The 12,131-nt window shown below is 48.0% G+C and carries 12 protein-coding genes; 1 reads left to right on the top strand and 11 read right to left on the bottom strand.

Features of this window, described 5'->3' with window-relative positions; genetic code table 11:
• Nucleotides 1-91: 91 nt before the first annotated feature.
• From H9Q77_RS04975 to srtB, 6 genes are all read right to left on the bottom strand, one after another.
• The gene (locus tag H9Q77_RS04975; RefSeq protein WP_249326696.1) at nucleotides 92-805 is read right to left on the bottom strand and encodes a polysaccharide biosynthesis tyrosine autokinase; all 714 of its coding nucleotides are present in this window, start codon (nucleotides 803-805) and stop codon (nucleotides 92-94) included.
• Nucleotides 792-1,607 carry a YveK family protein gene (locus H9Q77_RS04970; protein WP_249326695.1) on the bottom strand — a complete coding sequence of 272 codons (816 nt, stop codon included), beginning with the start codon at nucleotides 1,605-1,607 and terminating at the stop codon, nucleotides 792-794. The genes H9Q77_RS04975 and H9Q77_RS04970 overlap by 14 nt, the downstream gene beginning before the upstream one ends.
• Before the next feature lie 36 nt (nucleotides 1,608-1,643).
• Nucleotides 1,644-2,363 carry a CpsB/CapC family capsule biosynthesis tyrosine phosphatase gene (locus H9Q77_RS04965; protein WP_249326694.1) on the bottom strand — a complete coding sequence of 240 codons (720 nt, stop codon included), beginning with the start codon at nucleotides 2,361-2,363 and terminating at the stop codon, nucleotides 1,644-1,646.
• A gap of 153 nt (nucleotides 2,364-2,516) precedes the next feature.
• Entirely contained in the window at nucleotides 2,517-3,062 is a 546-nt protein-coding gene (locus tag H9Q77_RS04960) for a hypothetical protein (protein ID WP_022153319.1), read from the bottom strand.
• Between the two features lie 83 nt (nucleotides 3,063-3,145).
• Entirely contained in the window at nucleotides 3,146-4,369 is a 1,224-nt protein-coding gene (locus H9Q77_RS04955; protein WP_249326693.1) for an LCP family protein, read from the bottom strand.
• A 34-nt stretch (nucleotides 4,370-4,403) separates the two neighbouring features.
• The gene (gene srtB / locus H9Q77_RS04950) at nucleotides 4,404-5,285 is read right to left on the bottom strand and encodes a class B sortase (protein WP_249326692.1); all 882 of its coding nucleotides are present in this window, start codon (nucleotides 5,283-5,285) and stop codon (nucleotides 4,404-4,406) included.
• A 233-nt stretch (nucleotides 5,286-5,518) separates the two neighbouring features.
• Here srtB and H9Q77_RS04945 point away from each other — a divergent pair, with 233 nt between their 5' ends.
• Nucleotides 5,519-5,869 carry a helix-turn-helix domain-containing protein gene (locus H9Q77_RS04945; protein WP_022153322.1) on the top strand — a complete coding sequence of 117 codons (351 nt, stop codon included), beginning with the start codon at nucleotides 5,519-5,521 and terminating at the stop codon, nucleotides 5,867-5,869.
• Nucleotides 5,870-5,877: 8 nt separating this feature from the next.
• Here the strand turns inward: H9Q77_RS04945 and H9Q77_RS04940 are convergent, their stop codons facing one another.
• From H9Q77_RS04940 to H9Q77_RS04920, 5 genes are all read right to left on the bottom strand, one after another.
• Nucleotides 5,878-6,906, bottom strand: a complete 1,029-nt coding sequence (locus H9Q77_RS04940) for a glycosyltransferase family 2 protein (RefSeq protein ID WP_249326691.1) — start codon at nucleotides 6,904-6,906, stop codon at nucleotides 5,878-5,880.
• Nucleotides 6,907-6,927: 21 nt separating this feature from the next.
• The gene (gene mutY / locus H9Q77_RS04935) at nucleotides 6,928-8,067 is read right to left on the bottom strand and encodes an A/G-specific adenine glycosylase (protein WP_249326690.1); all 1,140 of its coding nucleotides are present in this window, start codon (nucleotides 8,065-8,067) and stop codon (nucleotides 6,928-6,930) included.
• Nucleotides 8,068-8,072: 5 nt separating this feature from the next.
• Nucleotides 8,073-8,633: a DUF1653 domain-containing protein gene (locus tag H9Q77_RS04930; protein ID WP_249326689.1), complete on the bottom strand. Its 561-nt coding sequence runs from the start codon at nucleotides 8,631-8,633 to the stop codon at nucleotides 8,073-8,075.
• Nucleotides 8,634-8,728: 95 nt separating this feature from the next.
• The gene (locus H9Q77_RS04925; RefSeq protein ID WP_249326688.1) at nucleotides 8,729-9,112 is read right to left on the bottom strand and encodes a hypothetical protein; all 384 of its coding nucleotides are present in this window, start codon (nucleotides 9,110-9,112) and stop codon (nucleotides 8,729-8,731) included.
• Between the two features lie 138 nt (nucleotides 9,113-9,250).
• On the bottom strand, nucleotides 9,251-11,932 hold the full coding sequence (locus tag H9Q77_RS04920; RefSeq protein WP_249326687.1) for a translation factor GTPase family protein: 2,682 nt from the start codon (nucleotides 11,930-11,932) through the stop codon (nucleotides 9,251-9,253).
• Nucleotides 11,933-12,131 lie beyond the last annotated feature (199 nt).

Raw genomic sequence — 12,131 nt, 5'->3', positions numbered from 1 at the left:
GTTTCTAGTTTCCTCCATGTTGTCTACCCTTAATACTACTCCCGTTACAACAGACAAACGAAGCAGGCTTCCCCTCCTGTTTTATCTCCGTTTACTCTTCCGTTCCGTAGTTACCGTAATATTTGCCGTAGTACTTCCCGTAGTACTTGCCATAATATTTGCCGTAGTATCCCCTGCCGCTCATCTCTACCTTATTTAACACGCAGCCGAGGATCTTGCATCCGGTCATTGCCAGCTGGTCCTTGACCCTCTTAGCGAAGCGGTAGTTGATCTCACCGCAGGCGAGGATGATCACCGCGCCGTCACAGAATTTGGAGACGACCGCAGTATCGATAACGCTTCCAAGCGGCGGTGTATCGATGATGACCATGTCATACTTCATACGGCATGCCTCTACCATTTTCTCGAATCGGGAATTGCCCAGCAGCTCACTGGGGTTGGGCGGTACCGGTCCGGCGAAGAGGAGATGGAAGTTCGGAATATCCGTCTCACAGATTGCCGTATCAAGATCTACCTTTCCGACTAAGTAGTTGGTCAGTCCAAAGCGAACTTTACCCTTTTTATGTCTGCCCCTCATGACACTCTTGCGCAGATCGGCGTCAATGAGGATGGTCTTTTTCCCGTTCTGTGCAAAGGATTTTGCCAGTTCATAAGATACACTGCTCTTACCTTCGTTCGGTGTACAGCTTGTCACACAGATGACCCTGATATTTTCTCCGGAGAATTCGATGTTCGTACGGAGCGTTTTAAATGCTTCTTTGGTACGGAAATCCTGTTTTTCCATTTTTAATTCAATGCTCTGCATCTTCCTGCTCCTTTTCTATATCTACGACTTCGATAGCCTCATCCGCTTCCATCCGGGGCTCATAGTTATCCTCTTCCTCCTTTGATCTGTGGGATTTCTTTTTTTTCTCCACGGTATCAAAATTAGGTATCAGTCCCAGGGTAGACAACTCCAGATATTTCTCAATGTCCTCGGAAGATTTGATCGTATCATCCAGCAGATACTGCATTATGATAATACCGGCTGACAAGATCACGCCGATCAAGGCTGCGATCAGTGTCCACTTCGGGATAGAAGGCTCACAGGGGTTTTCCGGCAGGTTTGCCTCATCCGCTACATTGACAGCCTCCACATCCGTCACATCCTTGATATGTACCGCTGCCACATCACGGATGCTATTGGCTATGATCTGTGCATTGGCAGGATTCGGATCCTTTACCGTGATGCTGATGATACGGGTGTTAGAAGTATTTTCTACGGACACTCTCTTTTTCAGACTCTCGTAACTTTCATTCAGCTGATATTGTGCAATCACTTTTTCCAGCACAGTGCGTCCCAGGATCAATTCCTCATAGTCCTTGGTCAACTGGCTGGCCAGCTGCGCATCGCTGTAGGTCATGCTGTTCTCATTCCCTTTGCTGGTAGAGATATAGATGCTGGTGGTGGATTCATACTGCGGTGTGATCAAAAAAAAGCTCACCGCGAATCCTATGGCACCTGACACGATGGCTGCGAGAATAATGATCCAGGCTTTGTGCAGGAGCAGACCGAACAGATCCTGTAAATCGATTTCAATTTCATCTTCCTGATAAGAAGTCTGCATGGTATTTTTTCCTCTCGTTATACATAAATGAGTTCATTAGTTGTGTGCCAGGAACCTCCGGGCATTGCCTCCCGTGAGCTCCGCGGCATAGATATCTCCGTATTTTCTGCGGAGGAGCTCCGCACATTTCTCTATATAAGGAGCCCTGCCCTCCGGTCTGTGTGCATCCGTGGACACGAAATCCACCAGGCCGTTTTTCAGCAGGCTCTTCACGTTCTGTTTTGTAGTAAAACCGTTATCTCCGGTCACGGAAGCACAGTTCACCTGGATCAGTGCCCCAATCTCCCTCATCCACTGGATGGCGGCGAATTTCCGCTCCATCAGATTCCGGTATCTCTCCACATGGGCGATCACTGGCTGATATCCGAATCCCAGGATCTCTCTGACTGCATTGCGGATGTATTTTTCCTCCGCATAGGGTTCGAATTCTACCAATACACAATGGGAATCTCCCAGGGTGATGATCTTCCCCTCTTCCATCCATTCTGACATTTCTTCTATGTAGTAATACTCTGTGCCTTTTTTTAAGGTGATCTGAATTCCTTCTGCCTCGGCCGCCTCCTGTACCAGGCGGATCCGTTCCTCCACCTTTGCAAGCGTCGGATGTCCCTTCCCCGGCATACAATGGGGGGTGGTATAGATCATGCCGATGCCTTCTTCTACGGCTACCCGCAGCATGGCAAGTGTCATTTCCATGTTTTTCGAACCATCATCCAGACCCGGCAGTATGTGGGAATGCATATCAATATATTCCATGCGATATTTCTCCTTTTTTTGATCCCGGCATGGCGCCGGAGCGCCACACCGGTCTCATAGAAACCACTCTACCTTTTTACTTCAATTTCATTCTTATTTCATTTATGACCAATACTTCATAAGGCCTTATGAAATTAAGTTCATAAGAATATCTTAGAACTCGCCGGTCTTGGGAGCCTTCACTGCGGTTGCTGCAACATCAGCTGCATCAACTACCATGAATGCAACGGGAGAGAAGCTGGTGAAAGTACCGGTTACGGTGAGGTCATCACCGAGAACGCCGGAACCAACTACTTCCCAGGTGTAAGGTGCGTTGGGCTGTCTGTGAAGAACATATACCATATCACCCTTCTTAGCGCTGGGAACCTTGAAAGGAACCTGTACGCCGCCTGCAGGGATCTCTCCGCTGTAGGATACATCAACTGCTGCTACCAGTTTAGCGCTGGTAGGAACGTTTAAGTCTTTCAGCACGGATTCTGTAGAGGTTACGGATACAACCTGCTTAGCAAGCTGCTCAGAAGGAACTGCTACAGAAGCTGCTGCTACGGAAGTCTTAACTTCCTTTGCTGCTGCTACGACATCAACGCCGGCAGCGGTCTTTACAACAGGATCAGCCTCAGGGCTGTTTGCTGCAAAGGTAGGAACTGCCATAGCTACGGTCATAACTGCAACTAATAACAAAGCATATACTTTTTTCATTGGACAATTATCTCCTTTCGTAGAGTATAGAATGGTTTCTATATATAAACGGCTGTCTCCAACCGGTTATACCGTAATTAGTATTAGTTTACTTCCTCATAGAACACATCGAGGATCAGTTGATACAGAGCATCGTCATCCACATTGAACTCCGCATATTCCTCTCCCTTGGTGACTTCACCGGCGATAGTGTAGATATTGTCGGTATCAAAGGAGCTGTTCATATATTCCGTGCACAGATATACTGCCTGATCCAGGCCGATACTGGTCACCATCTGCTTCTCCGCGGTCTGGTACAGCTTCACGGGAAGAGTCATATCTTCCTTCATGCCCTGCTTTAATTGGTTGACGAAAGCAACCGCATAAGCTTTCTGTCTGGCAATGCGCTTATTATTGGAAGCAATATCGGTAGACTTATAGTCACGATCATGAACAAAATGGTATGCCAGTTCGCCCTTCAGGGTCACAGTATCGCCTGCAGTGAACAGCTTCGGCTGCATCACTGCCAGATCCTCCGGCACGGTCACAGTCACGCCGCCTACCGCATCATTCAGATCTGCAATGCTGTTCATGGACAGTGCACAGTAGCCATGGATCGGCACTCCATAGAACAGCTCGGATACCGTCTGCTCCATGAGCTGACAGCTCCAGTCCCTGCCGTTGCCGTAAGCATACTGCAGAGCCAGCTGTTCCGTCCGATCCTCCACATAACTTCCGTCGGTAGCATATACATGTACCGGCACCATGGAATCTCTGGAGATGTTGATGAGTTGAATGGTCTTCGCTTCATCATCCAGTACCGCCAGGATCACGCAGTCTGCCTGACCTGCCTTACCGGGTGTCTTCTCCTTCGCAATGCCGTCTCTGCTGTCGATTCCCAGGCAGAGAATGTTCATGAGGTTATCTTTATATTGGTAAGTCTTGCCGTTGTAACGGATCTGACCTTCCTGCAATTCATAGGATTCTTCCGCTTCCTGTGCTTCGGAGGCTTCGGAATTTTTCTCATTTGCCGCTTCCTGCATCGCCTGTGCAGCATCGATACTGTTGCCCTGTGCATGATGAAGCAGGCTTGCACGTCCGGTGGTTCTCCATACATTGACGAGGATCACTGCGATCACTGCAAGGATTGCAAGCAGTGCCAGCAATATTCCCAGCGCACATAATATCTTCGTGCGGACACGCTTTCTGTGCCGGATGACATGCTGCTTATTGTATTCTGCCGCTTTCCGGCCTGTCAGTTGGGATTCGTCACGTTCATCTTCAAGCGGAATATCTATGAGGTTATCTCTGCTTTCTTCCTTCTTCATAGTCTGTCTCCCACGCATAAAATACTATGCTGATCTATTCTGTTGCAGCTGCCGCCCGGGCAGTCTCCGCACCCGCTTCTCTGTCGGTCAGCACTGCCTGCACCAGAAGTCGGTTATTCGGCTGGCTGCCGATACAGGTCACTAATGTAATGATCTGATCGTCCGTTGTCACAGTGATGTCCTTGTCAATATTTGCACTCATATCGCGGGTGCTGAATATGGAATCCAGGTATTTCTGATAGACCTCCGGATCCGTAAAGTCAAAGCTGTACAGCAGGTGTCTGTCATCGTAGATATGGGCTGCAAAAATGGTGTAATGCAGTACTTCTCCGGGCAGATAGATCACCACTTCTCTATTCGCATCAAAAAAGTCCGGATCTTCGAATTTATGTAACTGTGCGAACATAGAACCGTTTTTCATATTGTGTCCATAGATCACAGTATTGTTATCCGTGAAGTCCTTACTGTTCATATTCTCGGTGTAGATGCAGCCGGGATATCCATAGGAACCGTCGATATTATGCATGAGATAATAAGAATTGTCGGATGCATGCTGCAGGATCGGATAATCAATATCCGTACCGGGTACGGTGATCCAGGCATAGACATCCGGGTTCACCGCCTGAAGCTCTTCAAACTTCACAGGGATGACTTCGCTCTGCTCTTCTGTCGCAGTCTCGGTCTCTGCCGTTTCCGTTGTCTTCATGCCTGCCAGCATTTCGTTGATCTCGTCCTCGGTCATGGCACTTTTTGCTTCCTCAGTTCCCTGCACAGCGCTATCCGTTGTGCTCTCAGTTTCGGCAGCCGCATTGTCCGTCGGACGATTATAGATGATATGAGAGATTCCGCTCGCTAAAAAATAAGCCATGGTCAGACCGGCCACGCCCACGATTACGGAAATGATTTTTTTCTTCATTAGTATTTCCTCTCCAGACTTTTTCCGGGCTATTGTAAGAATTCCCTCTGTCACTACGTTTTTAACGTAATTTTGGATTCTGTTTTAAACGTAACCATTATATACGTTTAAAACTGGTATTGTCAATAGTTTACGGTCTTCATAATGTAACTGGGAAAAGTTCATAGAAAATGCTTTTATGATTACACTAAAAAATGGGGCAATTCATGGGGATAATGATATTGGAGGTATAAATGAAAAAAACATATGATCGTCTGGCTGCCGGAGAACGTATTCGCCTGAAAAGAAATCTTTTGGGATTCACGCAGGATGAAATGGCTGAAAAAATAGACCGTGCCGCAAAATATTATGCCGATATTGAACGTGGCAGCTGCGGCATGAGTGTAGAAACTCTGATGGCGCTTTCCGAAGCTTTAGATATGTCACTGGATTATATTATTTACGGAAAAGAAAACAACGAAAACGGATACCCCGGGCAAACCGCCGAAGTATCCGCTATTTTAACTATGCTAAATAATTCCGAACAAAGAGAACGTGATTATGCACTCAGACTTTTGAAGCTTTTTCTGGCTTATCAAAAATAAAACCCTGACTAGTTAAAGCCAAACAGCTTCTGACAGATCTTGTACCCCTCTACGGAAATCTTGCGTCCGCCTCTTCCGGGCAGGTTCATCGTTCCGCCCATGATGCCATTGCGCATCCACAGGTACAGTCTCCTATCCTTGCTCTTAAGATACTCCCACAATTCTTTCTTCTTATCCAGGTGTTCCTGAGTACCGGAACGGATCAGCAGCACAGAGGATACTGTCATGATGATCTCTAAATAATTACGCATGTACTGATACAGGCGTCTGTTCTTGACCAGCTCCTGCTTTTTTGCCACAAGATAATCGATCATCAGCTTGGTCACGCGGATCTGCTGATCGATACGGGAGATCATGACCGTCTCATTGACAGACTGATCCTGTCTTCCTATATAGTATCTGTAGAAATTCACATCCAGATAATACATATTTTTCACATAAGGTAACGGTTCAAACACATACAGATTGTCCACATAGAAAGTATGCTCCGGAAGCTTCAGTCCGCATTCCTGAAGTAGCTTCGTACGGAAGATCACAGAATGCATCAGTATGTAATGTCCCTTGATAAAATGATGGCAGTCCTGCCAGGTGAACATCTTCTCTACCGGCAGAATATGACGGTACTGAATGACTTTCTTGCGACGCTCGCCTTCCTTCTCATAGACATAGTTGCTGATCAGCATGTCCAGTGCCTGACCACCTCCTGCAAGCTCCCGCAGAGTGTCCAGGATCTTAAAATAGGCATCCTGCTTCACCCAGTCATCACTGTCCACCACCTTAAAATATAATCCGGTAGCATTGGCAATTCCGGTATTCACTGCGGAACCGTGTCCACCGTTCTCCTTGTGGATCGCGCGGACGATCGTAGGAAACTGCGCTTCATATTCATCTGCAATCTCCGCAGTGCGATCCCTGGTAGATCCGTCATCAACAATCAGGATCTCCACATCCTCCCCTCCGACTAACAGGGAGTCAATACATTTTCTCATATACTTTTCAGAATTATAACAGGGAATTGCTATGGAAAGTAATTTCATGATTGCTGTCCTTTCTTCATATTAAAACATAGTTCGAGGTATCCCAAGCTGCATGCTCAGTCCCTTCGCATAAGCTGCAAATGCAGAAGGAATGGGATATCTGTCTTGCGTCTCCCGGGGTTCAATATAGATCCAGTCCGCAGAATCCGGTCCCACCTTCTTCGGTGCGAGTTCATCGACCCGGATGAGATATCCCTTCATATGCCATTCTCTGTGGGAGAAAATATGCTTTGCATCCTCCAACGGCTGAATCCTGAGTACCTGCAGTCCGTTCTCTGTCAGATATTCCTTCACCTCTTCCGCCGTACAGAATCCCTTCATTGACGGGAATTCATACATTCCGGCGAGCAGTCCCTTAGCCGGTCGCTTGTGCAGCACCGCAAGCTCCGCATCCCGGATAATGAGGATCGTCTTCTCCTCTATGGTCCGTTCCTTTGCCTTTGCCTTATTCGGGTACTGCTGCTGCGTTCCATCTTCGTATGCCAGACAGATCTGTCTAAGTGGACATTCCTCACAATGAGGGGCACCGTTCGGAATGCACACACAGGCTCCGATCTCCATCATTGCCTGGTTAAAATCCCCGGGTCTGTCCTTCGGTATAACCTCCCACAAGTCCTTCTCCACGGCCTTTTTCACTTTATCCTCTGAGATACATCGATCATCCTTACGGATGCGGGCGATCACACGGAGCACATTTCCATCTACCGCCGGGTTCGGTTTTCCATAAGCTATGGAAGATACTGCTCCCGCCGTATAGCTTCCGATTCCTTTCAGTTTCAGCAATTCTTCATAAGAATCCGGCATAATTCCGGCATAATCTTCCATGATCTGAATTGCTGCTTTCTGCAGATTACGCACCCGGTTGTAATAACCAAGTCCCTCCCACAGTTTTAATAGAGTCTCCTCCGGTGCTTCCGCTAATGCCGCGATATCCGGCAGGGTATCCATAAATCTCTGAAAATAAGGCTTCACCGCTTCCACCCTGGTCTGCTGTAGCATGATCTCAGAGACCCATACGCGATAGGGTGTGGGTTGTTCTCTCCAGGGAAGAATCCTACGATTATTATCATACCATTTTAAAAGTGGTTTGGGAATCGCCCGAAGGTCACCTTTCCTAAAGATTTCCTTAACATCCGTTAAATTTTCATTGTATTTATCCATAGTGTCTACCGCAGGCGATTGCATTCAAACTTCTCCATGGTGAGCAGGCAGTTTTTCAGTTCTTCATAACGTTCCTCCGTCTCACCGTCATTTACTTCGATATCGCAGGCGATTGCCATGGTCGTGATCATCTCATTGGTAATACGATGATGGAGACCTGCCAGAATATTCAGACGCTGTTCATAGGAATCCGCATCCAGGAACTCTAATACCAAAGGATCCAGTGCGGGCTCCTCCTCTGCAACTTCTATATGCACTGCCGGTGCTTCCGGCTGTGCTGCTACGCCCTGCGCCCCACTCACTGCGTCAGTCTCACGGGTCTGTCTGTCCACGTCCTCACCCTGTAATTCGAAACGGAATCTCTGCTGTATCTCAGGGTATTTGACCTTATCCACTTCGCTCGTGAACATCGCAAGCGGTCTTGCATAGGTCTTAAAATCTCCATACAATGCCTGATAGATCACCAGCTGCTCTCCAGTCTCCGAATGCTGTGCTATCGTAACGATCTGATATAGATTACCCTTAAAATGTTTATATATCTCATGTGGTTTGGGAATAAATGTCATCTGTTCTTCTCCTTTCCCATCATGGTATCAGTATACCCTTTATTTTTAAAAATGTCATGCGGATTTTGTAAACCGGGGACCGGGGAAACACATCCTTAAAAATCCGTCAGGAGATATTCATAAGAAATGGTAGTCCCATCGGATACTGCACAGATCTGTGACAGTTCCGTACGGAAATCCTCTCGCTCTTCTTCACTCATCGCGTTGATTTTCTTATGATGGATCGTAAAGGTATAATCACATGCTCCGCTTTCATCCATCACATAAGTCAGTGTCACACCACTGTTGCGGCAGCCATTCTCATTGAGATATTGCTTCACCTTTGTAAGCAGCTGCTGTTCCTTCACCTGATTCTCAATACGCTGTGTTTCATTGCTGCTTTCGCTTTTCACCGTGCTTCCGATGCAGAATACAATGGTCAGGATCAATAATACTGTAGTAACATAAAACATAATATTGGAAATGGCTTTTCTTCTCATAATCTATACCTCTCTATTCTTTTATCCGGATTTTTACCGAAGCTTTCATCATCCGCTCCATCCGACAGATATAGATTACCTTTTTTCAAGTACTATAAAACCACCTCAATCCAAATATCACTGCGAAGCGGTTATAATTCAGCTGTTAAAATATTCTGCTCCAGCGGATTCCACAGCTGCTTTTAACCCCAGAGCAGACATTCTGACTGCACCGTTGCCCCAGATGATCATCTGCTCCAGGGCATCTGAGGTAGCTACCGTCACGCGGTATTTCTGCGGTTTTGCTCCCAGCTCATGTGTGGTGCGCTCAATATACTGGTCTGCAGTCTCCGCTTCCTTCGTATAGACCACTTCTATGTTATGATATCTCATCACAGATCCCGGATTTCCTTTCACCTTATAAGCATCATAGACCAAAATCAGCCGGCATCCCTGATATCCTTGATAGTTGCACAATATATCCATCAGTTTGTCCCTGGCGCTGTCTAAATTGATCTGTGCCAGCTCCCGCAGCTCCGGCCATGCGAAAATAATATTATAGCCGTCCACCAGCAGATATTCTTCCGGTTTTTCCTGAGGGCCTGCTTTGGTCTTCGGTGTCCGCATACTGTCTGCCGGACTTTCCGTGTAGTTGCTGCGACTGCCGGAGGATGTATGATATCTGCGGAATCTATGCGGATCTTCTGCCCCTTTTCCATAGGTCCTGCGGAAGATCTCTTCGATCTCTTCCTGGGATATGATACGCTCTGTGCCGCCACCCGTCTGACGTACAGCTCCCTGCCGTCTGTTCACTGCCGGCATTCCCTGTAAGGCGTCATCCCCCGACTCTGTATTTTCCTCCGAATCCGGTACCCAGCCGCTCTCCACATGGGCGTATTCCGACACCTGATCCCAGGGCACCTGGAAACCGGCCCCGTGGGAACAAAATACGGAACCGGTAGGGTTGGCGGTATCCGCCTCCGGATCGTAATCCGTCTGTGCCATCACCTCTTCCGGATTATGGCAGGGCTCGTACCCCTGCAGGCTGCAGGACAGTCTGCCGTGTCCTTTGGTATAGGAAGCCACTTCTCTGGCGTAATCCCGCATGGTTGCCACCGGCACACTGCCCATCAGTACACTGTTGTTTCCTTCGGTCACAGGCGGATCGAATCGTCCGTTCATTCTGGTGATATCTGACATTGCCCTGCCGAGATTTTCTGTCGGCACTTCCAGTCGATAGGAAAACCACGGCTCAAGCAGAATACTTTTTCCACTGCGCAGTCCCTGCCGGATGGCGCGATAAGTCGCCTGCCGGAAATCCCCGCCTTCCGTATGCTTAGTATGTGCTTTTCCGGCGATCAACAGTATCCGAAGATCTGTGATCTCCGATCCGGTGAGCACTCCCACATGCCTTTTTTCCTCCAAATGAGTCAGGATCAGTCTCTGCCAGTTCCGATCCAGCATATCCTCACTGCACAGAGAGGCAAATTGCAAGCCGCTGCCCCGCTCACCCGGTTCCAGTAGCAAGTGTACTTCTGCATAATGTCGCAGAGGTTCAAAATGCCCGATGCCTTCCACCGGTTCCACCAGCGTCTCCTTATAGACAATGCTTCCCGCATCGAATTCCGCTTCCAGTCCGAAACGCTCCCACAGGATATTTTTCAGGATTTCCATCTGCACCTGCCCCATGACCTGCATATGGATCTCCCGCTTTTCCTCCTGCCATAATACATGTAACTGCGGCTCCTCTTCTTCCAGCTGTCTGAGCTTTCCGAGCGCTGTCACCGGATCCACATCCGGGGGAAAACTCAGCCTGTAGGTCAATACCGGTTCCAACACCGGTGCCAGATTCTCGCACTCATAGCCCAGTCCCTGTCCTGCAAATGTCTTCGTAAGTCCTGTGACCGCACAGACTTCTCCCGCCGGCACGCTGTCTGCGGTCTCATAGCTTCCTCCATTGTACAGGCGCAGCTGATCTGCCTTCTCCTCCCAGATCTCTTCCCCGGCACCGCTTTTCTCATTACCGATCATCATTTTGACCCGAAGTGTCCCTCCGGTGACTTTCAGATACGTCAGACGGTTCCCCGACGTATCTCTGCCGATTTTATAGACTCTGGCTCCAAACTCCTGTGAATATTCCGGTTCCGGCAGATAGAAAGACAGTCCGTCCAACAGCTTTTCTATGCCTTCCTGTCTTAATGCGGATCCAAAAAAGCAGGGAAACAGCTTCCGCTGCGCCACAGTGAATGCTATGCTCTCCGGCTGCAAGGCTCCGGTCTCCAGATATTCCTCCATCAGTACTTCACTGCACATGGCGGCATGTTCCAGTTCCTGCTCACGGTCCTCTCCGGATTCATCCTGCGCCATGATATTTTCAACGGTTACAATATTGCCATCAAGCTTACCTTGCAGTTCGGCCAGTATTTTGTCCCGCTCGGTGCCCGGCTGATCCATTTTATTTACGAATAAAAATACCGGAACCTCATATCTTTTCAATAATCTCCACAGTGTGTAGACATCCCCCTGCACGCCGTCACTGCCATCGATCACAAAGATGGCTGCGTCCAGTACCTGAAGTGTCCTCTCCATTTCAGCGGAAAAATCCACATGCCCCGGGGTATCTAACAGAGTGATATCCACATCTTTCCACCGGATTCTCGCCTGCTTGGAGAAGATGGTAATGCCTCTCTTCCTCTCCATGTCCCCATTGTCCAGAAAAGCATCTCCGTGATCCACTCTTCCTGCCTTGCGGATCGTTCCGCAGGTATATAAAAGGCTCTCTGCCAGTGTTGTCTTGCCGGCATCCACATGTGCCAGAATTCCTATGATTAATTTCTTCATTCCTATCGTTAACCCTTCTATCTCCGGTTCCTGCTACTTCTCCAGGATTCTTACTGTTTCCTTAGGTTTCTACCGCTTTCTGATCTTTACTATCTACGATACTATATTTTCGCCGATTTTCCAACTGTTTTATCTTGAGGATGTCATTGCAAATCCGCTTATAGATAGGCTATAATCATAGCATACTTTCCATCTTTCC

This window comes from Simiaoa sunii (assembly GCF_014337175.1).
GTDB classification, from domain to species: Bacteria; Bacillota; Clostridia; order Lachnospirales; family Lachnospiraceae; genus Acetatifactor; species Acetatifactor intestinalis.
Note: the sequence above shows the minus strand (reverse complement) of the source record. Positions and strands in the feature narration are given on the sequence as shown.

Coding starts and splice junctions, on each gene's coding strand:
- H9Q77_RS04975 (WP_249326696.1), bottom strand. CDS start 805: ATGCAGAGCATTGAATTAAAAATGGAAAAACAGGATTTCCGTACCAAA.
- H9Q77_RS04970 (WP_249326695.1), bottom strand. CDS start 1,607: ATGCAGACTTCTTATCAGGAAGATGAAATTGAAATCGATTTACAGGAT.
- H9Q77_RS04965 (WP_249326694.1), bottom strand. CDS start 2,363: ATGGAATATATTGATATGCATTCCCACATACTGCCGGGTCTGGATGAT.
- H9Q77_RS04960 (WP_022153319.1), bottom strand. CDS start 3,062: ATGAAAAAAGTATATGCTTTGTTATTAGTTGCAGTTATGACCGTAGCT.
- H9Q77_RS04955 (WP_249326693.1), bottom strand. CDS start 4,369: ATGAAGAAGGAAGAAAGCAGAGATAACCTCATAGATATTCCGCTTGAA.
- srtB (WP_249326692.1), bottom strand. CDS start 5,285: ATGAAGAAAAAAATCATTTCCGTAATCGTGGGCGTGGCCGGTCTGACC.
- H9Q77_RS04945 (WP_022153322.1), top strand. CDS start 5,519: ATGAAAAAAACATATGATCGTCTGGCTGCCGGAGAACGTATTCGCCTG.
- H9Q77_RS04940 (WP_249326691.1), bottom strand. CDS start 6,906: ATGAAATTACTTTCCATAGCAATTCCCTGTTATAATTCTGAAAAGTAT.
- mutY (WP_249326690.1), bottom strand. CDS start 8,067: ATGGATAAATACAATGAAAATTTAACGGATGTTAAGGAAATCTTTAGG.
- H9Q77_RS04930 (WP_249326689.1), bottom strand. CDS start 8,633: ATGACATTTATTCCCAAACCACATGAGATATATAAACATTTTAAGGGT.
- H9Q77_RS04925 (WP_249326688.1), bottom strand. CDS start 9,112: ATGAGAAGAAAAGCCATTTCCAATATTATGTTTTATGTTACTACAGTA.
- H9Q77_RS04920 (WP_249326687.1), bottom strand. CDS start 11,932: ATGAAGAAATTAATCATAGGAATTCTGGCACATGTGGATGCCGGCAAG.